This is a genomic window from Nostoc sp., assembly GCF_036919615.1.
In the GTDB taxonomy this organism is placed as follows: Bacteria; Cyanobacteriota; Cyanobacteriia; order Cyanobacteriales; family Nostocaceae; genus Nostoc.
Window position 1 is genome coordinate 14,789 of the sequence record NZ_JBALCN010000084.1, and the last position, 24,106, is coordinate 38,894.

The following is a 24,106-nucleotide window of genomic DNA, read 5'->3' on the forward strand; positions in this document are numbered from 1 at the left end:
AATCAGCTTTACATCCATTAGTTTGCTGCCCCTTACTTAAAGACTTTCCTATATTAATTTAGTGCTTCCGCAATTAAACGCAATCACCGGAAAATCTTTACTATGCTTATGTGGATTGGGCAATAGGTAAATTTACCGCAATCAGTCAAATTGTAGAACCTTTCGGTCAACCTGTCCATCCATCTAGACGTAAACTAATAAGTAGATAAACAAAAACATTTACAGTCATTGCGAGTAAAGCGTTCGCGGAGCCTCTCGTAGAGAAGAGAAGCAATCCCAGCCGCAAGCGAATTGCTTCGCTTTGATCAAAATGACATTGTGTAGTTAATTATTTTTACATACTTATGACAGCGATCGCAATCCTCTACAGCTCGGAAAAATCTTCATCTAGAATCTGCTGAATCGAAAAAGGACAAATCATACTCACTTTCCTGGGGTATCCGAACCCCAAACTTAGCTTCCTTAATCTCTAGCTTGTGAGCATCTGGGTAGGCTTTTTCCACCGCCTCTACCAGAAAACTTTTTAGAGAAGGAGCATCTGCCAATTTATTCAAAACTCACTGATGATGTTCAAGTATTGAGCTATACCAGTTGACTTTCATGCTATCGGGTACATCATGTTGATTCCGTAATTTGAGTAAATGCGCCAGCAAAATTGTCAGATTACTTTTGAGCGCATTTTTCTTAGCCTTAGCCAAATCAACTAGCTCCTCAATCAAATGCTCAATATCCAACGCCTCAAATTTATGATTCTGTAACTGTTGAATGGTTTGCTCAATCCATGATTGCAAATCTTGATCGTATAGCGTGTTAGGCATTTCTCAGATCAGTTACTACTTAACATGTATTTAAAAATACTTTATTATTAAGTAATTCTTTGTAAAAAAGGGTTAAAATTTTATGTAGATTATGATCCAAAAAAAATATCTCATCTAGCCACTCTAGGTCACACAAGAGATGTATTTAGATCACCGTCAACCAGTAGTTACATATGAAAAACTAGTAAAGCTAATGTAGATTTATCAAATTTATCAAAATTAGAATAAAAAAATAATGCATTTTATTATACTAAAAAAATTATTTATACGCAACACATAATTCTTCTGAAGCTTTTGTGTTGCCGTAAGCCTGGGTATACCATGCAATCCAGATATAGGTCAAGCTAGCGTGTACAGCTACACGTGAGTTACAAAGGAGCAAACTCCATTGCCCTAAATTCCAGCAAGGGTGGCCTTGATTATGGGATTTTGAAATTAATCAATCAAATCAATAAATAATTGGTATTTACCAAAGTAACCAGATATGTTCAATGCTACTGAAATTTTAATTGATGCCTTTGTAAATGAAATTCGAGAAGGCTACCGTCGCACCTATGGCTGCTTCAAAAATGATTATCAGGACATTATCGCTTGGGCTGGTAACATGGCTTTGGAAAATATTGCCAATAGCGACGCCCTTTATCACAATGTTGAACACACTGTCCTTGTCACTCTGGTGGGGCAAGAAATCTTACGTGGCAAACACATTAGAGAAGGCGGTGTTTCCAGTGAACACTGGTTGCATTGTATCATTTCCTTAGTGTGTCATGATATTGGCTACGTTAAGGGAGTTTGCCGACAAGACCGAGAAACAGCAAGCTTATATGCCACAGGTAAAAATGGCAGAATGATTTCTGTAACTCCTGGCGCTTCCGATGCCAGTCTGACGCCATATCATGTTGATAGAGCCAAGCTTTTTATTGATGAGCGTTTTGGAGGTCACAAGTTAATAGATGCTGAGGCAATTAAGAGCAATATTGAATTGACTCGATTTCCCGTGCCTGCGGCAGAAGATCATGAAGATACAAAGTGCTTTGCCGGATTAATCCGGGCTGCTGATTTGATTGGTCAACTAAGCGACCCGCGTTACCTGAAGAAAATTACTTCTTTATTTTACGAGTTTGAAGAAACTGGTGTAAATAAAGTTTTGGGCTATAAAACCCCTGCTGATTTACGTAATAACTACGCTAAGTTTTACTGGAATGGCGTCTATCCCTATATTCAAGAGGGACTGCATTACCTATCATTGACACAACAAGGAAAACAAATTCTTGCTAATCTCTACTCAAACGTGTTTGTTGTGGAACATGAAAAACAATTGGAAGAACAGCAGCGGTATTTAGAGAAGTTAGGAGTTGGGAGTTGAGAGTTATTCGATTTTGGATTTTAGATTTTAGATTTTAGATTTTAGATTTTAGATTTTAGATTTTTCCTTCAATCCAAAAGACGTTCTCTAAGAGACGCGCAAGGGACGCAGACTCGCTCTAAGCGTTGGCGCAGCCTCTCGTAGAGAAGCCATGCCGCAGGCTTTACGCTGCGCTATCGAAAATTCAAAATCCAAAATTGGCAGAGTTGGAAGTTCAGAATTATTAATGATGAATTATGAATTAAGATAAAAACTTAATAACTCATAACTCATAACTTATAACTCCTAACTACTATGGATTGGTGGCGACGACTGAAGAAAAATCCTTTGGCACGATTTGGGGCAATTTTGCTGTTGGTTTTCTACATAGCAGTAATTGCAGCTGATTTTGTGGCTCCTTATGACCCCTATGCCTCACAGGCCAATGGTTCATTGCTACCACCAACTAAGATTCACTGGGTTTCTCAGTCAGGACAATTTATCGGGCCTCATGTTTATCCGACGACTCAGGGAGACACGAATTTAGAAACAGGTGATCGCCAACTCATTGTAGACTTCAAAAAGCCTTCACCCCTGCGTTTATTTGTCTCGGGGCCAGAATACCGATTGTTGCAGATGAGTTTGCCATTACCCCCGAAGTGGGATGAAGTCACAATCTTTTCTGGTATTCCCTTAAATTGGCATTTATTTGGCACAACAAGTGACGCAAAAGTCAACATTTTGGGCACTGATGACCAAGGCCGCGACGAATTTAGTCGCCTGCTGCATGGCGGTCGCATCAGTATGTTTATCGGGATTTTTGGCATTATCATTACCTATCCCCTCGGTTTGCTCATCGGTGGAATTTCTGGTTATTTGGGCGGTGTGACTGATAGCGTCATTATGCGCTTGGCAGAAGTGCTAATGACTTTCCCAAGTATTTATCTTTTGGTGACTTTGGGAGCAGTTTTACCAGCTGGTTTAAGCAGTACCCAGCGCTTTTTGCTGATTGTGGTGATTACTTCGGTTATTAGCTGGGCTGGTTTAGCACGGGTGATTCGCGGACAAGTACTATCAATTAAAGAGCGAGAATTTGTCCAAGCGGCACGCGCAATGGGCGGTAACCCACTTTATATTATCCTTCGCCACGTTTTGCCGCAAACGGCTAGTTATATAGTTATCTCTGCTACTCTTGCAATTCCTAGCTTTATTGGCGCAGAAGCGATACTGAGTCTCATCGGCTTGGGAATTCAACAACCAGACCCTTCTTGGGGCAATATGCTTTCTCTGGCTAGCAATGCTTCAATTTTGGTACTGCAACCTTGGTTAATCTGGCCGCCGGCTGTGCTGATTATCCTCACAGTGTTAGCATTCAACTTACTCGGTGATGGATTAAGAGATGCCCTCGACCCCCGCAGTTTAAGAAGATAAGCCCTCAGAATAGCTTTTGCGATCGCCGATATAGCAAATGCGATTGCTGAAATAGCTTTTGCGATCTCCGAAATAGCTTTTGCGTACGCCGATATAGCAAATGTGATCGCTGAAGTAGCAAACGCGTACGCCGAAATAGCAAATGTGATCGCTGAAATAGCTTTTGCGATCGCTACCCATTCTATTAGATGGCTTCGAGTACTTTCTGACTGAAATCACAACTGTAAGGGTTTCCCATTGTAGTCAGTCCTAATTTTGGAACATAATACTCAAATTCGTAATTGGCAATAATAAGAGCAGAGCGCTTCTCTGTCATAATAATTTACAATTTAATATGTCGTTTAATCCAGGCATCAATAAGCTGTTGCTGTTCTTCAGATGAAATTCCAGTAATTTGCAGCTTGTTACCATCAATTTCTAAGGTTATGCTTCGTCGTTAATGGCGAGTTAGCCAAGATTGAATAGCATTAATTAAAGTTGTAACTACACCGCCTGTAGCCAGCAGAGTTACTATAATTGTTCCCCAACTAATTGGATCGGCAACCTTAGCCTTGTCAGATTCTTTTCCTGCTTGAACTAAGTCAGCAGACTCTACGTTTAGTTCTAAGAGTTCATTCCGAAGTTGCTGAGTTTAGCTGTTCAAGTTCTTGAGCATCAGTTTCTTGGTTTGTATCAATATGTAAAATTACTTCTTTAGTTACATCTGTCATAATAAAAATCTTTGTAATTTTTATTATTTTAGCTGATTATAAGTTTTTTTATGCGTAAATATGTCCTAAGCTTTCTTGTAAAATATAATCCAAAAGTAAAACTTTGAAACCTATACGGTTTATTTATAAGTTTGAAAAGATGTTTGAGAGGTAGCGGATGTAACTTAACATAATTTTTTGATAGCTGCAAGTAAACGTAAAAGTTTGTACTTCTCTTTATGTGTATCACCTACTCAAAAAGGCGGGCAAGATGCCCACCCTACAATAAAATAAACAAGAATTAATAACTAACTCTTTACTAATATCGAATTCGCGGATCTACATAAGCATTTAAAATATCAATCAAAATGCTGGCACTGACAACGATCGCACCAAAAAATACTAGCACTCCCTGGACTGTGGGATAATCGCGATCGGCGATCGCTTGATATAGTCTATTCGCTAACCCAGGCCAAGAAAATGTTACTTCTGTCAAAATTGCTCCACCTAACAGAGATGCAAAGGTTAATCCTAAGACTGTAATTACTGGAATTAGCGCATTTTTTAAAGCATGGGAGGCTAAAATCTTATTTTCACCAATACCTCTAGCTCTAGCCGCTTCTACATAATCTGCTTGCAAGGTTTGCTTTAAATTCACTCGCACAATTCGCTCAAAAATCCCACTGAGCAAAATTCCTAGTGTAAGACTCGGTAGGGCAAGATGGTGCAAAGATGTGAAAAACTGGGTGAAGTTTCCACCGAGTAAGCTATCAATTGTATACAATCCAGTTACAGGAGTGGGCGCTGGAAGATTAGGCGGAAAGCGGTTGGAATTGGGAAACCAACCCAATTGGACTGAGAAAATCAACTGTAAAAGCATTCCTGCCCAAAACATGGGGAGTGCGTAGGTGATAATCCCAAATAAGCGCCCACCGACATCAAAATATGTCCCAGGACGGGAAGCTGAAAGAGTCCCAACTGCAATTCCGACGATGAGTGCAACCGCCATACTAAATACTGCTAACTCCACCGTCGCCGGAAAATATTGCCCAATGATGTCCCAAACATTCTCTCCTCGACTCAACAAAGAACTTCCCAAATCAAAGCGCAGTATGCTTCCCAAATAATTTAGGTATTGTAGCCACAGGGGAAGGTTTAAACCTAGTTGTTTTCGCAATTCTTCTTTAGCAGCTTCTGGCGCACGTCCACCGAGAATTGCATCTGCTGGATCTCCTGGCGTTGCTCTTAGTAAGAGAAATACAATGGTAATAATCGTTAATAGCTGAAGTGGCGCGAGAAGCAACCGAGAAACGATGTAATATTGTAAAGCTTTAGAGCGAGACATATTTATATTTAGTTAGAAGTTAGGAGACGCGATTAATCGCGTCTGTACAAAAGTTAGAAGTTAAAAGTTAGGAGTTAGGAGTTGATAATTTGGGTTAGGAATTAAGATAGACATAGCCTGCAAAAATTATTTAATTGCTGCATTGCGTGAAGTGGAATATCTTTGTTTCAATCATAATTACATTCATGATTTTGTGACTTTTGCAGGAAGTATAATTCCTAATTCCTAACTCCTAACTCTCATCTCAACTTACTTTTTAATTGTCTGGTAAACCAGAATTTGGGTAGGGTTAAGTTGGACGCTACTCACACCATTTCGAGCAAATACATAGTCTCTGCTTTGCCATAAGGGAACGTAAGGTACATCACTAGTTACTTGCGTTTGAATTTCTGTAAAAATTTTCTGACGCGCTTCGGGGTTTTGTTCTTTGCGTTGCTGATCAATCAATTTATTTATGGCTTCGCTATAGTAGAACGAACCCTGAGTTTGACTGCCTCCATCTTCGCATCCTTTAGCAACTGAACCTTTATCACAAGCCAAAAATGGCTGGACGTAATTATCTGGATCTAAAAAGTCTGGATACCAATCAAGTAAAGCTGCTGGATATAATCCTTTGGAAATGTCTTTAAAGAAGGCTGGCCCTTCGGCGGGGGTGACTTCAAATTGCAGGATTCCATCCATCTTGGCATCAACAAGCGATTTAAGTGTCTGTGCTGCCAAAGTACGAGTAGGTGAACTAGAAGGATACCAAATTTGTACTTTTGCAGGATTTTCTTTGGAAAAACTAGCAGTAGTTAACAATTTTTTAGCTTGATCAAAGTTAGCATCGCCATATTTATCTTTAAATAATGGCTGGGAAACATTGAACGTCGTGGGAATCATGCTATAAAGCGGATCTGCTTGACCAAGTAACGCCCGCTCATTTAAAAGTGGACGGTCAATTATTGACGCGATCGCTTGTCTTACCTCTAATTTATCTAAAGGCTTTTGATTTCGGTTTAATACTAGATAACTTACTACACTACCTTGAGCTGCGATCGCTTGCCAATCCCCTTTTTTACCACCTTCTGACAAGCTGCGATTTTGATCTGGCTGTAGTGACAGATAGGCTACATCAACTGCACCTGTACGGAAAGCATTAAACAAGTTAACCGGACTAGTTTGAATTTGGAGGTTAACACCTTTGTTTGCTGGTTTTTCTCCCCAATACTTATCAAACGGATCAAATCGAATGGAATCAGTACCATACTGTCCTAATTTGTAAGGGCCAGTCCCCACAAAGATATTCGGCTTGAATTTACCAGCACCGAGTTCGTAAGCTTTTGGCGAAACTGCACACACCCCAGGAAACGCCAGCAGTGAAGGAAAGGCTGCAAAGGGCTTTTTCAGCTTGATGGTTAACTCATACTCGCTTGTAGTTTTTACCGAATCTACTATATCAGCTAGTAAGAATGAGGGTTTACCTTTATTTTCAATAAAGCGCTGGATGGTAAACGCCATTGCTTGGGCATTGAAGGGAGTTCCATCGTGATAAACTACTCCCTGACGTAAGGGGATGGTATAAGTTAAGCCATTTTGACTGACTTTGGGTAATGCTGTAGCTAGCTGGGGCTTAATTTCTATACTTCCTGGTTCGTAGGTGTAGAGGCGATCGCTCATATTAAACACCAAACCTAAGGATGCTAACTCATAAGCATCAGCCGGATCAAGAGTTCTTGGCTTTGCTGTTGTACCTATAGTAATACGACTATCACCTGTAGGGCTATTTACAGAACCGGATGGTGGTGTAGAAAGCTTAGGACGAGGAGCGCAACTAACAACTAAAAATAAACATAGACAGAACAAAGATAGGAATTGTGTAATCCGACCCCACCGTTTCACGGACAAGGAAAACCAGGTCATGGCAATAATATTTTTGAGATCAGCGGTCAGTAATTTTACTACATTTGTGACTATTTTGCTGAATCTTCATAAATATAGTGGTTCTCGGTTCTCGTATCCTGCCTTAAGCCGCTACGCGTCTATGGATGGAACACACGCTTTGGTTGGCAATGCCTATGGCTAAGTATATAAGTATAAAAAAACAGAGCTTACACAGCTAAGTGAGAGAAAACTTGTTCTACATTATGACTTTGTAACCTTTTATAGCAATCCTATTTGATTTGTGAAAATCGAGAGGCTCAGATCCCCAAGAACTTTTACAAAGTCGGGGATCTTGTTGTTCACGAATGATTTAGGACTGCTATAAATCAAAAATTTATGGCAGATGCTCAACTTCATAGTTAAGTTTACTACTACTGTAAAATTGCACTATTTGTTACAAAAAATCATTGACAAAAATACAGAATTTTCGATTTGTTAAGTACTGAAAAATTTTTATTTAATTAAGATTTTAAACATTGGCTGAATTTGTCGTAAATTCATAGTTACTAGTAAATAGATTTGTTAAGCTTTGACTGTAGTCCAAGTAATGTACATTAAGACGGGAGCATGTTATTGCTTGGACATAACTACCTGTTGAGCGGTTTCTTTTAGAGATCGGCTGCATGTTTTTACTTACAAATCTAGTGTTTATACATCGCGTGAATAAAGCGATCGCGATATCGTAAACAGCAGATTGAAAGTCTAATAGTGAGACTAAGACTGTGAAGTATTTCTTTCTATCTGAGGGATGGACAGTTGCTAGAGTCTGGGCATCTGATGGACTCTGGCAAATCACTGCATGGCGACGCCAACCAGATATTCAGCGAATGAATATTTGTTTAGTGGAACAAAATGAATTGCTATGGCTTTATCGAGTTGAAGAAGCCGTTTTAACTGTGGAAGTTAAACCAACAACACCAGTAATCGCCAGTAAGACTATAGGTCAAGTAGTACTCAAGCGTTTGATGAGCGCTGAACAGGTAATTGAACGCCTGGGTACGGCTGAGACGAAATGTCAACTGCAAAATATCCAATTGGTGGTTCAGTAGGATAGGCATTGGGCAAAAGAATTTTAGATTTTGAATTTTGGATTTTGGATTGAACAATCTAAAATCTAAAAGACACTTGATGACTCGCTAACGCAAATCCAAAATTGAGGGGGCATTGGGCATTGGGTTTAATCGTCTCCCTTGTCCCCTTGTCCCTCATCTCCCCATCCTCTTCCTAAAGAAAAGATAAGCAAATTTAATCTGTGATGGGTATTGGTAGCGAAAAAACTTGGAGATGCTACGCGATCGCATCAATTTACACGCTTGCAAACAATTCCATCAATAGTTACACTTTTTAAAACATTCTCATTTTTTCTTGGCGGTGGCTACCCTACAGGGGAAACCTCAAGGGAGCGAGTAAGCATTGCCAAAGCACCTACGCTGTCTAACTTCTAAGACTAAGCTGTAGTAAAACTCTGGCTCTGGCAATAACAAAAAACAAGAGACAGTTTTCTGAGTGGCGACTTTCGTTTCTCAGAATCTCAGTAAGAAAATTGCTTTGTAAACTAACTCATCGAGGAGGAGCGTAGTCGATGGGACTACCCTGGTACCGAGTACATACAGTCGTTCTGAATGATCCAGGGCGGCTGATTTCTGTACACCTGATGCACACAGCCTTAGTAGCAGGCTGGGCTGGTTCGATGGCACTCTACGAACTAGCTGTTTTTGACCCTAGCGATCCAATTCTCAACCCGATGTGGCGACAAGGGATGTTCGTCCTGCCCTTCATGTCACGTTTGGGCGTTACCCAATCTTGGGGTGGTTGGAATGTTACTGGTGGCCCAGCAACTGATCCTGGCTTCTGGTCATTTGAAGGCGTTGCTGCCGCTCACATTGTTCTTTCCGGTCTTTTGTTCCTAGCCGCCGTATGGCACTGGGTTTACTGGGATTTGGAACTCTTTAGAGATCCCCGCACTGGTGAACCTGCCCTAGACTTGCCAAAAATGTTTGGCATTCACCTGTTCTTATCTGGTCTACTTTGTTTTGGCTTTGGTGCTTTTCACGTCACCGGACTATTTGGGCCAGGGATTTGGGTTTCTGACGCTTATGGAATAACTGGGGCTGCCCAAGGAGTAGCACCAGAATGGGGCCCAGATGGTTTTAACCCATACAACCCTGGTGGCATTGCGGCTCACCACATTGCTGCTGGTGTTGTTGGTATTATTGCAGGTTTATTCCACCTCACAGTTAGACCCCCCGAACGGCTCTACAAAGCCCTGCGGATGGGGAATATTGAAACAGTACTTTCTAGCAGTATTGCAGCAGTCTTCTTTGCTGCTTTCGTTGTTGCAGGTACTATGTGGTACGGTAACGCCGCCACTCCGATCGAATTGTTTGGTCCTACCCGTTATCAATGGGATCAGAACTACTTCCGTCAAGAAATTCAGCGCCGCACCCAAACAAACGTTGCCCAAGGTGCAACCCTTGAGCAAGCTTGGTCGCAGATTCCCGAAAAACTGGCTTTCTATGATTACGTCGGTAATAGTCCCGCTAAAGGCGGTCTATTCCGTACAGGGCCGATGGTCAAGGGTGATGGCATTGCTCAGTCTTGGCAAGGTCACGCCGTATTCAAAGATTCTGAAGGACGGGAATTGACCGTGCGTCGTCTGCCCAACTTCTTTGAAACCTTCCCAGTGATCTTGACTGATGCAGATGGAATTGTCCGCGCTGACATTCCCTTCCGTCGGGCAGAATCCAAGTATAGCTTCGAGCAATCTGGTGTCACCGTTAGTTTCTACGGTGGCAATCTGAATGGTAAGACCTTTACAGAGCCAGCTGATGTGAAGAAGTATGCCCGTAAGGCTCAAGGCGGTGAAATCTTTGAATTTGACCGAGAAACCTTGAGCTCTGATGGTGTATTCCGCACCAGTCCTAGAGGTTGGTTTACCTTTGGACATGCCGTATTTGCTCTGCTTTTCTTCTTTGGTCACCTCTGGCATGGCGCTCGGACAATCTACCGAGACGTATTTGCTGGTGTTGATGCGGATCTAGAAGAGCAAGTTGAGTGGGGTCTATTCCAGAAAGTGGGTGACAAGTCAACCCGCCGGAAGGAAGCCCTTTAAGAGACTTTTGACTGGGGACTGGGAAAAGTTTTCCCAATCCCTAATACCCAGTACCCAATCTCTAATCCTTCATTACTAGCTGGATAGGCAGGAAATCGTATATATGGAAAGCGTTGCGTACATTTTGATTTTTACTCTGTGTATAGGTACTCTCTTCTTTGCGATCGCATTTCGCGAACCCCCTCGCTTTGAGAAACCAAAAGATAAGTAGAGCCTATTACCAGACCTTTAAGTGGATTTAATGTTAGTATCCGTTGCGACTAATCATGGTAGCAACGGATATTATAGTTTTTGTTTTTTGTTAGTTCTAACTACTAAGTAAATTACCAATCATTTTTAATATTGTGATATAATTTCCAATCTTGGGAGTAGATATGTGTTAATACTAGCTTTTCTGCGCTAGGATGAAAAAGAATGTTTTGTGTAAACCGCCCTAAAAGCGCTTGCATAACACATCGCGCTTGTCGAACAACCTTTACGGAGACTAGAACCGGGAACAAATCAGCATGGTCAATCAGAATTTAACCGCTACAGAAATTGGATTCACTCACGAAGATTTCGCTGCTCTACTTGACAAATACGATTATCATTTTAGCCCTGGTGATGTTGTACCAGGAACAGTTTTCAGTATAGAGCCGCGCGGCGCTCTGATTGACATTGGTGCTAAGACCGCAGCATATATACCTATACAAGAAATGTCTATTAACCGGGTAGATAGCCCGGAAGAAGTATTACAGTCAAACGAAACGCGGGAATTTTTCATCCTTACCGATGAAAACGAAGATGGTCAATTAACCCTTTCCATTCGCCGTATTGAATATATGCGGGCTTGGGAGCGCGTGCGACAGCTGCAAGCAGAAGATGCTACTGTGCGTTCTGGCGTGTTTGCAACCAATCGTGGTGGAGCATTAGTACGGATTGAGGGATTACGTGGCTTTATCCCAGGTTCTCACATCAGTACCCGCAAACCTAAAGAAGAATTGGTAGGTGAAGAACTGCCATTGAAATTCCTAGAGGTGGACGAAGAACGTAATCGCCTAGTTCTATCTCATCGTCGGGCGCTGGTTGAGCGCAAGATGAACCGCCTAGAAGTCGGCGAAGTAGTAATTGGTACAGTTCGTGGGATCAAGCCCTACGGTGCTTTCATCGACATCGGTGGCGTCAGTGGTCTACTGCACATTTCTGAGATTTCCCACGAACATATTGATACACCTCATAGTGTGTTCAATGTCAATGATGAAGTGAAAGTTATGATTATTGACTTGGATGCAGAAAGGGGTCGGATTTCCCTATCTACCAAGCAGCTAGAACCCGAACCCGGCGATATGATTAAAAACCGGGATTTGGTCTACGATAAGGCAGAAGAAATGGCTGCTAAGTATCGCGAACAGTTGTTAGCCAAGCAACAAGGTGCTACTGCTGTGCCTGCGGCATCTGTGGAAGTTATAACAGAAGAAGAAATTCCACCAGCAGCAGAACTCGAAGAAGAAATTCCACCAGCAGCAGAACTTGAAGAAGAAATTCCAGTAGTTGGAGAAACTGAAGAAGAAATTCCAGTAGTTGCGGAAATTGAAAAGGAGATTCCAGCAGCGACGGAAACTGAAGAGGAAATTCCAGTAGCTATTGAAGAGTAATAGATTTTTTATAGTTTTACTTGTCTTTAAGTAAGAGGATCAAATTATTGGATAAAGAGGGAAAAACCCTCTTTTTTTATGTGGAGAATTGGCTGTAGAGACGCGATTAATCGCGTCTGTACAAGAGAGACGCGATTAATCGCGTCTGTACAGGAGTTAGGAGTTAGAAATAAAAACTCATAACTAAATAAGTGGGGTGAAATATTGTGGCAACCATTAAATGTAGAAACATCACTTTTGATAATATCCAGGCAATTTTATTTGATAAAAACGGTACTCTAGAAGATTCAGAAATATATTTGCGATCGCTTGCACAAAAGGCAGCAAGATTAATAGATGCTCAAATCCCTGGAACTGGGGAACCCCTATTAATGGCATTTGGTGTCAATGGTAATCTTCTAGATCCCGCAGGTTTAATATCAGTAGCGAGTCGCCGTGAAACAGAAGTTGCGGCTGCGGCATACATTGCTGAAACTGGAAAAGGATGGTTTGAGTGCTTACAAATAGCCCGTCAAGCTTTAGATGAAGCGGAAAAATATATTGGACAAACTCCTTCACCACTATTTGTGGGTAGCTTAGAAGTTTTGAAATCCTTGCAAGAAAGCGGATTAAAACTCGGTATCCTCTCAGCTGCGACAACTGAAGAAGTACGTAACTTCGTAGCGAATCACCAATTAAGTGATTATATCCAGTTGGAAATGGGAGTAGATGAGGGGCCGAATAAACCAGATCCAGTATTATTTTTGCAAGCTTGCCAAGCTTTGGGAATCAAACCAGGCGCTACATTGATGGTGGGTGATTCAGTTGGTGATATGCAAATGGCGCGTAATGCTAAAGCCGCAGGTTGTATTGGTATCACTTGGGTGGGTAAGTCAGATAATGTCCGAGGTGCGGATGTGGTGATTAATCAACTTGATGAAATCCAGATTTTAGAGGATTAACTTATAGCAGTTTTCGGGGTTGCATAAATGCGGGATGGTTCTTAGCTAGTCTTTATTTCTTCAACCCCAAAGCTGCTCACACTTTGCTCCTGATTCCAGCTTCCTCGACTGCGGCAGTTGTGGTAGCTAAATCTTGTTCATCTATAAATAATTATGTATGGTATATGTAAGACACGGTAATCCTAGCAAGGATCTGTAGATTTAGTTGCAGAGGTATAGCGGCAGTGGGCATAGTAGTTGAGAATGTCTCAAAACAATTCGGGAGTTTCAAGGCAGTTGATCAGGTCAGCCTGGAAATTAAAAGTGGTTCGCTAGTTGCGTTGCTTGGACCATCGGGATCAGGTAAATCTACGCTACTAAGATTAATTTCAGGTTTAGAAATGCCAGATAGTGGCAAAATCCTGCTTACTGGTAAGGACGCTACATACCAAAGCGTGCAACAGCGGAATATTGGGTTTGTGTTTCAGCACTATGCTCTATTCAAGCATCTGACCGTCAGGCAGAATATTGCCTTTGGCTTAGAAATTCGCAAGGCACAGCCAAAGAGGATTAAGGGGCGAGTAGAACAGTTACTAGAATTGGTGCAATTAAGTGGACTAGGCGATCGCTATCCATCACAACTTTCTGGTGGTCAAAGACAACGGGTAGCATTAGCAAGGGCACTGGCAGTAGAACCTGAAGTATTACTACTAGATGAACCCTTCGGCGCACTCGATGCTAAAGTCCGCAAAGATTTACGGGCATGGTTACGCCGCCTCCATGATGAGGTTCATGTTACCACAGTTTTCGTCACCCACGACCAAGAGGAAGCAATGGAAGTTTCCGATGAAATTGTGGTCATGAATAAAGGGCGTGTGGAACAGGTAGGGACACCAGCAGAAATTTACGATAATCCTGCCACTGCATTTGTCATGAGCTTCATTGGTCCGGTGAATGTGTTACCTAACACCTCGAAGATTTTTCAAAGTAGCGGGTTTGATACGCCATACCCACAAGTATTTTTGCGTCCCCAAGATGTGATTTTGGAAAAGGTTGCCAACGGTGCCACTACACCTGCGACAGTCAGCCGGTTGGTACATTTGGGTTGGGAAATTCAGGTGGAATTAACTTTTGATGATGGGCAAGTAGTGACGGCGCATTTAACACGCGATCGCTTTAATGACTTAGAGTTAGAAGCCAAACAGCGAGTTTATGTGAAGCCAAAGGATGCGAAGTCCTTCCCACTGTCTTATTCAATCTAAAGTATTGAGAAATGGGGAGTGATTCAATTTTAGATTTTGAGTCGCACCTTTGGTGCGCTTTCAGCGCAACTTAGATTTTAGATTAACCTCATAAAATCTAAAATTGAACGACTCCTAACTTATTCACTTTCCGTAGTAAACCCTGGCATTAGCGTATCCGAGATGCCGCAGATATTTATTCCATTCCTCAGCTTGGAATCGCTCAGGGAAAGGCCCTACTGCTACGTGTGGCCCTCGTGGTTGCGTCCTTTCAAGGACTCCGCCAGAGCTTCCAAAATCTTGGTTAAATCGGCCTATATTCTGCCTAATTTGGGCTGCGATCGCAGGTAACTGTTCTGAAGTGGTGGGAATGGCGACATAATAGCTAGAGGCTCGTCTGGTAGCACTTATATTACTGCGATCGCCCTGGCCTCTATAGCCTCCATCTATTTCCTGTCCGTTAGCGGTGCTGATCCGTACATTATAAATGCCTCGTGACTGTAGCTCACTCACCCGTTGTTGGGCGTTAGATACTCTGTTAAAAACTCCTGACTGAATTACACTTCGTCCTTGGTACTGGCGAATGTAAGCACTGGGTTCAATCCGACGGATTGCTTGTAGCGTCTGGAAATCACTACTATCAACATAAACTGAGTAGCGCTCAAAGTTCTGGTTATATTGACTAAACTGTGCAGGTTGAGAGGGCTGAAAATTCTGCTCAATTTGATTGTTCTGTAATGGTTGCGAGGGCTGAAAGTTCTGCTCAAATTGATTGTTCTGTAATGGTTGCGAGGGCTGAAAGTTCTGCTCAAATTGATTGTCCTGTACTGGTTGTAACTGCGGTGATGGCTGTTGACCAAAGGGAATTGGCGGTGGCGGTAAAATTTCACCTGCTTGTTGAGCCAGTAGCAGGTTGTTGGGGATTTGTGCTTGTGCTGGGATCGAGTCAGGAATCAGCACTAACCATCCTCCCACTAACAACCACAGAAGTCTGATAGTGGGCTTCCAACCCTGAGAACTTCGGCGCAACATCTGAAATGGGATAAATTGACTTGGTATTCCTCTCGACATAATAGTCACAAAATAGTCAAAGTATTTCTAGGCAATTTCCATCAGGAACTAATTAGTTCACTGTTGTAGCAACAATATAGCGTTAACGTAAAATTAGCTTATCTGTATGGCAAAAAATACATCTGTAACTAATCTTAGATAAGGGTAACTCGATTTTGGATTTTGGACTTTCCTGCGGAACGCCACGCGAACGGCTAAACTCAGTCGAACGATTTTAGATTCACCCCATAGCTGTCTCTTGCGTGTTCCCACTCTTTAGGCAGTTGCTCTGAATAAATAATTTTAGATTTTAGATAATAAGCTAAACCACATCTAGTTTGCTAGGACTAGCCCTTTCAAGGTGACTGATAAAATCTCTGTTTTCCTCTCTGTGCTCTCTGCGCCTCTGCGGTTGAAAAATAATTTATTTAACCTTATTAGGTGCAGAGAACACAGAGAAAATAGGAATTATTGTCCAAAAATTTTACCCAATCCAAAATTTAAAATCTAAAATACGGTGAACAGCGATATCTACGACGGGCTATTCAGCGTCGCTAATTCAGTTGCTTTAAAACTGAAGTGCTTTGGTAGCAAGGCTTTGAAGAGTGTGTGCTACAATTGGACAACCACGCAGCTATCGTGTCGTGCTTTGTATGAAAAAAGTCGTCGTTGGTCTTTCGGGTGGCGTTGACAGTTCCACCGCCGCAGCTATCCTGCACCATCAGGGCTATGAAGTGATTGGTTTGACTCTTTGGCTAATGAAAGGCAAAGGTCAATGTTGCTCTGAAGGTATGATCGACGCGGCTGATATCTGTGAACAACTGGGCGTTCCGCATCAGGTTGTGGATATTCGGGATCTCTTTCAGACGCATATTGTTGATTACCTGGTGACTGGTTACAGTGCTGGAATCACGCCTTTGCCTTGTTCTCAATGCAATAAAACGGTGAAGTTTGGGCCGATGGTGCAGTATGCCCATGAACAACTGGGATGCGATCGCATTGCCACTGGTCATTATGCCCGAATTAGCTATGACGAAGCAACTAGACGTTACCAGTTATTAAGGGCTGTTGATCGCAACAAAGACCAGTCATACTTCCTCTATGATTTGTCTCAAGATTTACTAAGAGCAACTATATTTCCTCTTGGTGAACTAGAAAAAACTGACACCCGCCGCATCGCCACTGAATACGGACTGAAAACGGCTGATAAACCAGAAAGTCAAGACTTGTGTTTAGTGGAAAGTAACGGTTCCATGCGGGCATTCCTTGATAAATATTTAGCTCCCAAAACAGGCGATATTGTAGATGTTACAGGCAAAGTTTTGGGACAGCATGATGGTGTCCATCACTATACCATTGGCCAGCGCAAAGGCTTGGGGATTGCTGCTGCTGATCCACTGTATGTGATTGAATTAGATGCAGAAAATAATAAGGTAGTAGTAGGCGATCGCACTAAGGTAACTCAACCAGAATGCACTGTAAATCGGGTAAACTGGGTTTCTATTGCTGAACCATGCACCCCAATTCATGCCGAAGTGCAAATTCGCTATCGTTCCACGCCTACACCAGTGACGGTGATTCCTTTGGAAAACTCCCGTGTGCGTTTGGTGTTTGATGAACCCCAATTCAGCATCACCCCCGGACAAGCTGCTGTGTGGTACGACGGCGAGAAAGTGTTAGGTGGCGGAATAATTGAACAGTTTAGTTAATAATAACTCTTACCCTGTTTTGGCATAAACGAAAACTACCCTTCCTGGCTTGTAAGGAGGGGTAGTTTTATTTTTAAATTGGATACAGCGTATTGCAGGTAAATGAAGTACACGGGTAGGGGCACAACATGTTCATTGGTGTCAACTTAAGCTCAAATGCTTATCCCACAGACGTTTTACCCCCCTTAGTCCCCCCTTTCAAAGGGGAGAAAAAGAAACCAGTTCCCTCCCCTTTACAAGGGGAGGGTTAGGGTGGGGTAACGCAGTGAGTAAACTAAGCCAGAGAACTGAATATCACGTCTTGACAAGAGTTTCACGTTAAGTTGACACCAATGAACATGTTGTGCTCCTACGATAATCTGTACCTTAACAAGTTGCAATCTGCTGTATATGCCGAAAGAACCTATCTCTCACAATCACGAAGAATTGAGTTATCAAGCTTCAGTGAAGATTTCTCTCTTCTATCTTCCTTGCCTATCATCCTCGAATATTCTATTCGTTTCAACAGAACGAATCACGCTAGCGAACTGCAATCATAAACACTGCGTGGTCGGGGCTAATCTAATATAAGTCAAAATAGGCACTAGTTGCTGCCGATTCTGATGCAATTAAGCGTTGAATTACATCCTCTGCCTGCGGTACTAAAGGATGGTGTGCGTGAACATAATCCAAAATATTATAAAGATACCAAGGAGCAATAGTAGGCACTAAACGTAATTGCTCTCGGATTCTATCAGCACATAAAAAACTATGTTGGGTAAATTGACGATGCCAATAATCACGGGGTTGTAAATTAATATGTCCAACTCCACCCTGTCCTAAAACTGCGGCAGAAAATACTACTACTGGCGCTACTTTTGTCAACCAAGCAACTAACTCTGACGAGACTGAGGGATTTAAATGTTCCGCCACTTCTAAACACACTGCCAGATCAAATGTTCTGTTAGTGAATGTATTAGCTATGGCAATTGGGTTGTTCAAATTTACAGGATGAAATTCAACATTTAAATTAGAAAAATCCGGTTGAGAAAAACCATCAACAGCAGTTACCTTAACACCTAATTTGGCGAACTCTCTACTTAAATGTCCAGGGCCACAGCCAAAATCTACAACTGTTTTTGGTTGATACAAGTTAAAAATCGTCGTAGCTATAGTTTCATAATCAGTTTGAAAATATTTGCTATTAAAAAAATTCTCATCGTAAAGAACTGTAGATTCAGTCATTGGTATAGCAGTCCTAAATTCTTAGTAAGAAACAAAAAGGCGGAAAATTTTATAAATACAGCAGATTGCAACTTCTCTACGAGAGGCTATGCCAAAGTGAAGTATAGATTAACCTACTTAATCTTGAAGTCTGTAGCTGTCTGGCTTGCCTAACTGGATCATGCAAATGATCTGGCACTTCTAACTCAATCCTCATAATACCAAACAGCGACTCTCAAAACCCGTAACCTTGCTCATGTTTTGTTACTGCTTTTCGGTTACGCCAAGGTAGAAATATACGTAAGGTATTCGTGAGAGGTTAAGGTTGAATACCATTTGTCAATAAGCAATAGTACTTAAGGTATGGCTAAAAATCGGGGTTGGAAACACAATTTTTGAGCAGGTGATGCCTATGGCGGGCTACGCCTACACTTAATCTTGATACGCATCATTCATTAGACCTCTTGCAAAAATCCTTGAATCACCCCTCCCCAACCCTCCCCTTATAAAGGGGAGGGCGCAAGATTTCAAGTTTCCCCCCTTTATAAGGGGGGATTAAGGGGGGTCTATTCTTGACGCATAACTTTAATACAAGAGTTAACTTAATACCTATGTTTCTGCCAAATTTTCAGCATAATTTTTAGTTGACAAAAGTACGATTATTTTAAAATCTCATTGATGTACGTAGGGTGCGTTACGCCAAAGGCTAACGCACACCTCTGATTCTAAGTGCCGTACTCCAGCGATAATACACCCTACATATACTTAGATTTTTTCACAAATCAAATCGGATCGCTATATATAAGGCGTGTTATGCCAAAAGCTAACACACGTTGAATTGCCGATGATACCCTATTCATTAACAAAATCATGATTTTTATCAACGAAATTATAGTGTTCATTAACAAAATCATGATTTTCATCAACAAAATCATAGTGTTCATCAACAAAATCATGATTTTCATCAACAAAATCATGATTTTCGTCACAACAGCTTTTTAGGGAATTGCCAAACGCTCAATGGGTAACTCTAAAATTCTTCTACACTAGACCTCTTGCATAAGTCGAATAGACCCCCCTTTATCCCCCCTTATAAAGCTATCGTGTATACACAAGTCGTATTACCCCCCTTAATCCCCCCGATATATTGGGGAGAAACCGAAAATCTAGTTCCTTCTTTGGATCGAGATGAACAGGCTCAAAGCCGAAGCTTCCCTTATAAAGGGGAGAAACCAAAAATCTAGTTCCCTCCCCTTTATAAGGGGAGGGTTAGGGTGGGGTAATACGAGAGTCTCAACCCAGATTTCAAGCTATTTCAGACTTGTGTATACACCGTAGCTTTATAAGGGGGGAAACTTGAAATCTTGCCCCCTCCCCAACACATACGGCGAGGGTTGGGGAGGGGTGATTCAAGGATTTTTGCAAGAGGTCTACTAGCTTTAACTTTTAATTGAAGTCAAGCAACTGTAGGACTTACGCAGAAGAGATCCCCCAACCCCCTTAAAAAGGGGGCTTTTCAGATCCCCCCCAATTTATCAGGGGGTTAGGGGGGAGTGCGCTTTGCGCACGCTACGCGAACGAGGTTTCAGGTTTTCAGTGCGTAAGTCCTAAACTGTTGACTTTTTACCAGTTGACACGGTAATATATTCATAATGGAAAAGGTGCGCGCAAATATACCTTTTTCTTCAAAGATATTCGTTACTAATTTTTGACTCAGCGGCGTAGTAGTAGAAAAGCAATTAAGCCAACAAGAAAACAAAACGCAAATTTTACCCAACGCTGCTGGAAAAATTGCATCAATCTCTCTTTTATTCCCCCTGTTGGTGTGGGTGTAGAGTTGATTTCGGCTATGCGAGTTTGGGCGTATTCTTGGATTGGTGCATAGTTAATGGTGGTGGCGAGTTCAGCCGCATGAGTTAAGGAATTAATTGCAGCGTCTGAGTCTCCCATGTTTAACTGTGCATCGGCGATAAAATATGCCAGATTACGACTTTGGCTGTAAATATCGCCAATTTGGATGTAGAGGTTTTGTGCTTGCTGGAGATATTCTAGTGCTTGCTGGGGGTTTTCTTGCAACTTACCAAATTCTTGCAGAATGTTAGCTTCCCCCAAGCGATCGCCGATGTCGCGGTAAAATGACAAAGCGGTATCGTAGCGTTGTAATGCTTCCTCACGTCGGTCAAGGAACTGCAAAACATCGCCGTACACCTTGAGTAAATCACTGTAAAATTTTAATTCATCTGAATTTTCTGGTTGTTTCCACTCTTGATATAAACGCTCATATAATGCCAGACGGGCTGGATAGTAGTAATTTTTTCTTAAAAATTCGTCGCAGTCATCATGATTGTTTGCACGATAATAAACGCTAGAAAAAGCCTGAACATATTCCCCAAGTTCACAGTGATGATGAAAAATTTCTAGATATTCCGCCACCTCATCCAGTTTATCTGTGGATAAAAGTTTTGGTTTACGGTGTTGTTCGTAATAAGCGATGGCGCAACGATGTGCTTTCGGTGAAGAGGAGTTTTGTAAATAGCTTTGAATTAACGGTTGAAAATAAAACTTCCACACCCCTTGCTGTTTCTTCTCTTGTAATAGAGAACGTTTTGCTAATTGTCGCAGTTCTACTTCTACCTGACTCTTCACCTCATCTGGAAAAGAAGAGGCGACTAATTCCTTGGCCCCCTTCTCTACTAGCGTTGGGGGAGAATTCAAAGCCTCTCTCCTCTGAGGAGAGAGGTTTGGAGAGAGGTTTTCCAAATCCTGTAAAGACATCACCAGTGCTGCTGAAGAATCAAAGGGTAAGCGATATACGCTTAAATCCTGCAACAGAGTTTGTAACCTGGGTTCTAGACGCTGAATACTCGCATCTAAAATTTTAGCAATACTCGCCTCTGGGTCATCTCGGTGCAAACCTAATATCTTGAAAATATCCTGTTTCAAAACACTAATATTCGCCTCTTCTCCCTCCTCAGCTTTCCTGACTTTTCACGGTAAGTCCTCAAACCACGAAACAGCGTGGCTTTTTCCACAGTCTAATTCTCAATAACTCTAAGTTAATGAAAATAGGTAACGTAAAAGTTAGGGTTTGAGAAACCCTCAAAATAACCTTTTCCACATCCCGTGAAAAGTCAGCTCAGCTTTCAGCAACCCCGCCACCAGCTTCAGCAACAAAGGATGTCCATCTACACCCTTGACAAATTCTGCTAAATTTACCTCTGAACCTGGAATTTCCAAAGCTTGTAACAACGCCACCCCTGCATCTGTGGAAAGTCCATCCAGTCGTAACCATTGACTTTGGTTTAGGGTATTGCTTGGTAGCGTTGGTTGTTCGCGGCTTGTCACCAAAATCTTACTTTCACTGCTAGAACCGAACCAACGCCCTAAAAAATCAGAATAAGCCTGATCTTGCCATTGTCCATCATTTTGCAGCAAAGTTTCTAGGTTATCCAACACCAGCAAATATCGTTCTGTTTGCAAACAATCACAAACCGCAATTAATAAATCTTCTGGTTTTTCCGGCGCTGGTTTCTCCAACTTATCCAATAGCCAGCGTCCCCACACAGCAAAAGGATAGGCATCACTAAAAGTTGCCCAAACCTGTTGGGGAAAACTCGCTGCTACTTTTTCAGATAATTTAGCAACTAACGCCGACTTTCCATAACCACCCGTAGCCGTGATACCAATTAGACGCAGATTAGCTGAATGTAACCATTGCTGCATTTGGGCAAGTTCATGATTCCGTCCTTGCCAATAGCTAGTTTCTGGACGTAGTGAGTTAATAATCGGACTGTTAGCATTTGAATTTATCCGTTGCTCTACGGACGACTCCAGTCAAGCCGGTGGCGGATTGCCATAGTAGTTATTAGTTGTACTATTGCCAAATTGATTAGTATTGTTCTCACCCGTTTTAGTTTGATAATTCTGTCCACCATAGTTGTACTGATTCTGGCTGCTGTTATCTTCCAGGCGATGAATATTGATTTCATCAGCAATTTTTTGGACATCAGTGGCAAAGTTACCGTCAGCGTTCATTACATCCAAAAGATAAACCGCTACTCGCTGTAACGCTTCTTGATTACCTTGTTCAACATCAGCTAAAGCATGATTAGCGCCAGGGTTATTACTGAGTTTTCTCCGAATTGTCTGATACAATTCGTCAATCTTCTTCAGTCCCGCCTCAGTAAACTTCTCGCCTAACTTACCTACACTCGACTCAAAGAACTTGCTAAAGGCAACATTTGCGATCGCTTGCGCCGCTGTTAAAGTAATAAGGCCAACCATATCTGGTAAATCCTCAGACAATAGCTATATTTTATATTTCGTTCCACGTTTGATTACAGTTTTAAGTATCTAAATTCCCCAAATTTTTTAACACAAACGATAAAGACAAGGGGAATAACTACAGACTATTGCCCAAACTCCTTATCTCTACGTACCAGCATTTGATAAATTAGTACATAATCTGAAACAATAACAGTTAATACAAAGAGGGGATTACATTGAGTCAAAATCCAGATGCCATAGCCCCCCACGGTGGACAGTTAGTTAACCGGATCGCTACACCAGAACAAAGAGCAGAGTTTCTCTCAAAAGCTGACTTTTTGCCGCGAGTGCAACTTGACGATCGCGCCGTTTCTGATCTAGAAATGATTGCGATCGGTGCTTTTAGTCCACTGACGGGTTTTATGAACCAGGAAGACTACGATCGCACTGTTACAGAAATGCGACTAGCTAACGGTCTTGTGTGGTCAATCCCGATTACACTATCGGTAAGCGAAGAAGTAGCTTCCCCGTTGCAATCAGGCGGCTTAATCCGTCTGGATAACTCCAGAGGTGAATTTATTGGGGTTTTGCAACTCACGCAAAAATATCACTACGACAAAACCCGCGAAGCAATAAAGGTCTACCGCACTGATGATGCAAATCATCCAGGTGTACAGGTACTCTATAACCAAGGTAATGTAAATCTGGCGGGTGATATTTGGCTATTGCAACGCGAACCTCATCCCCAGTTTCCCACCTACCAAATTGATCCAGCTGCCTCACGGCAACTATTTAAAGACAAGGGTTGGAAAACCATCGTTGGCTTTCAAACTCGCAACCCCATCCACCGCGCCCATGAATATATTCAAAAGTGCGCTTTAGAAATCGTTGATGGTCTATTTTTGCACCCATTAGTTGGGGTGACGAAAGAAGATGATATTGCCGCTGACGTGCGGATGCGTTGCTATGAAATTTTGCTGGAACACTACTACCCCTTAGACCGGGTAACTTTGGCAATAAATCCAGCCGCAATGCGCTATGCTGGGCCTCGTGAGGCAATATTTCATGCTTTAGTCCGTAAAAACTACGGCTGTACTCACTTTATCGTCGGACGGGATCATGCTGGCGTCGGTGATTATTACGGCACTTACGATGCTCAGTATATTTTTGAAGAATTTGCGCCAAGTGAATTGGGCATTGTGCCGATGAAATTTGAACACGCTTTCTATTGCCTGCGTACTAAGCAGATGGCAACATCTAAAACCAGTCCTAGCAGGCCAGAGGAACGCATTCATCTATCGGGAACAAAAGTTCGGGAAATGCTGCGGCGCGGTGAGTTACCTCCACCAGAATTTTCCCGTCCTGAGGTGGCGGCAGAATTAGCGCGGGCAATGCGGATACAAGTACCAGCTTAGGGTTG

At 42.1% G+C, this 24,106-nt stretch carries 18 protein-coding genes and 1 pseudogene; 11 read left to right on the forward strand and 8 right to left on the reverse strand.

What is annotated here, in order from left to right; genetic code table 11:
• Nucleotides 1–383 precede the first annotated feature (383 nt).
• Nucleotides 384–818, reverse strand: a pseudogene (locus V7K48_RS23440) (DUF29 domain-containing protein).
• A 484-nt stretch (nt 819–1,302) separates the two neighbouring features.
• Here V7K48_RS23440 and V7K48_RS23445 point away from each other — a divergent pair.
• A complete protein-coding gene (locus V7K48_RS23445; RefSeq protein ID WP_335075841.1) occupies nt 1,303–2,184 on the forward strand; it encodes an Npun_R2479 family HD domain-containing metalloprotein in 882 nt (293 codons plus the stop codon).
• Between the two features lie 294 nt (nt 2,185–2,478).
• Nucleotides 2,479–3,594, forward strand: coding sequence for an ABC transporter permease (locus V7K48_RS23450; RefSeq protein WP_335075843.1), 1,116 nt, complete (start codon nt 2,479–2,481; stop codon nt 3,592–3,594).
• A 1,008-nt stretch (nt 3,595–4,602) separates the two neighbouring features.
• On the opposite strand, the gene V7K48_RS23455 is transcribed toward V7K48_RS23450, so the two are convergent.
• Both V7K48_RS23455 and V7K48_RS23460 read right to left on the reverse strand, forming a co-directional pair.
• Entirely contained in the window at nt 4,603–5,628 is a 1,026-nt protein-coding gene (locus V7K48_RS23455; RefSeq protein ID WP_335075845.1) for an ABC transporter permease, read from the reverse strand.
• Between the two features lie 249 nt (nt 5,629–5,877).
• Nucleotides 5,878–7,530 (reverse strand): ABC transporter substrate-binding protein, encoded by a 1,653-nt coding sequence (locus V7K48_RS23460; RefSeq protein WP_335075847.1) that lies wholly within the window; start codon nt 7,528–7,530, stop codon nt 5,878–5,880.
• Nucleotides 7,531–8,273: 743 nt separating this feature from the next.
• Here V7K48_RS23460 and V7K48_RS23465 point away from each other — a divergent pair.
• From V7K48_RS23465 to V7K48_RS23495, 7 genes are all read left to right on the forward strand, one after another.
• Entirely contained in the window at nt 8,274–8,600 is a 327-nt protein-coding gene (locus V7K48_RS23465; RefSeq protein WP_335075849.1) for a hypothetical protein, read from the forward strand.
• 213 nt (nt 8,601–8,813) lie between these two features.
• Nucleotides 8,814–8,996: a hypothetical protein gene (locus V7K48_RS23470; protein ID WP_335075852.1), complete on the forward strand. Its 183-nt coding sequence runs from the start codon at nt 8,814–8,816 to the stop codon at nt 8,994–8,996.
• A gap of 137 nt (nt 8,997–9,133) precedes the next feature.
• Nucleotides 9,134–10,663: a photosystem II chlorophyll-binding protein CP47 gene (gene psbB / locus V7K48_RS23475; RefSeq protein ID WP_335075854.1), complete on the forward strand. Its 1,530-nt coding sequence runs from the start codon at nt 9,134–9,136 to the stop codon at nt 10,661–10,663.
• Nucleotides 10,664–10,766: 103 nt separating this feature from the next.
• Nucleotides 10,767–10,874: a photosystem II reaction center protein T gene (locus V7K48_RS23480; RefSeq protein WP_084227385.1), complete on the forward strand. Its 108-nt coding sequence runs from the start codon at nt 10,767–10,769 to the stop codon at nt 10,872–10,874.
• 295 nt (nt 10,875–11,169) lie between these two features.
• Nucleotides 11,170–12,297 (forward strand): 30S ribosomal protein S1, encoded by a 1,128-nt coding sequence (locus V7K48_RS23485; RefSeq protein WP_335075856.1) that lies wholly within the window; start codon nt 11,170–11,172, stop codon nt 12,295–12,297.
• Between the two features lie 206 nt (nt 12,298–12,503).
• Nucleotides 12,504–13,238, forward strand: coding sequence for an HAD family hydrolase (locus V7K48_RS23490; protein ID WP_335075858.1), 735 nt, complete (start codon nt 12,504–12,506; stop codon nt 13,236–13,238).
• A gap of 224 nt (nt 13,239–13,462) precedes the next feature.
• Nucleotides 13,463–14,479 carry a sulfate/molybdate ABC transporter ATP-binding protein gene (locus tag V7K48_RS23495; protein WP_335075859.1) on the forward strand — a complete coding sequence of 339 codons (1,017 nt, stop codon included), beginning with the start codon at nt 13,463–13,465 and terminating at the stop codon, nt 14,477–14,479.
• Nucleotides 14,480–14,602: 123 nt separating this feature from the next.
• Here V7K48_RS23495 and V7K48_RS23500 read toward each other — a convergent pair whose 3' ends face one another.
• Nucleotides 14,603–15,529, reverse strand: a complete 927-nt coding sequence (locus V7K48_RS23500; protein ID WP_335075861.1) for a hypothetical protein — start codon at nt 15,527–15,529, stop codon at nt 14,603–14,605.
• A gap of 632 nt (nt 15,530–16,161) precedes the next feature.
• On the opposite strand from V7K48_RS23500, the gene mnmA reads away from it, so the two are divergent.
• Entirely contained in the window at nt 16,162–17,217 is a 1,056-nt protein-coding gene (gene mnmA / locus V7K48_RS23505) for a tRNA 2-thiouridine(34) synthase MnmA (protein WP_335075989.1), read from the forward strand.
• 561 nt (nt 17,218–17,778) lie between these two features.
• Here the strand turns inward: mnmA and V7K48_RS23510 are convergent.
• From V7K48_RS23510 to V7K48_RS23525, 4 genes are all read right to left on the reverse strand, one after another.
• Nucleotides 17,779–18,441 carry a class I SAM-dependent methyltransferase gene (locus V7K48_RS23510; protein ID WP_335075864.1) on the reverse strand — a complete coding sequence of 221 codons (663 nt, stop codon included), beginning with the start codon at nt 18,439–18,441 and terminating at the stop codon, nt 17,779–17,781.
• Between the two features lie 1,692 nt (nt 18,442–20,133).
• Nucleotides 20,134–21,363: a tetratricopeptide repeat protein gene (locus V7K48_RS23515; RefSeq protein WP_335075866.1), complete on the reverse strand. Its 1,230-nt coding sequence runs from the start codon at nt 21,361–21,363 to the stop codon at nt 20,134–20,136.
• Nucleotides 21,364–21,519: 156 nt separating this feature from the next.
• Nucleotides 21,520–22,254 (reverse strand): NB-ARC domain-containing protein, encoded by a 735-nt coding sequence (locus V7K48_RS23520; protein WP_335075991.1) that lies wholly within the window; start codon nt 22,252–22,254, stop codon nt 21,520–21,522.
• Nucleotides 22,255–22,704: a hypothetical protein gene (locus V7K48_RS23525; protein ID WP_335075868.1), complete on the reverse strand. Its 450-nt coding sequence runs from the start codon at nt 22,702–22,704 to the stop codon at nt 22,255–22,257.
• 218 nt (nt 22,705–22,922) lie between these two features.
• On the opposite strand from V7K48_RS23525, the gene sat reads away from it, so the two are divergent.
• On the forward strand, nt 22,923–24,101 hold the full coding sequence (gene sat / locus V7K48_RS23530; protein WP_335075870.1) for a sulfate adenylyltransferase: 1,179 nt from the start codon (nt 22,923–22,925) through the stop codon (nt 24,099–24,101).
• The last annotated feature ends 5 nt before the right edge of the window (nt 24,102–24,106 follow it).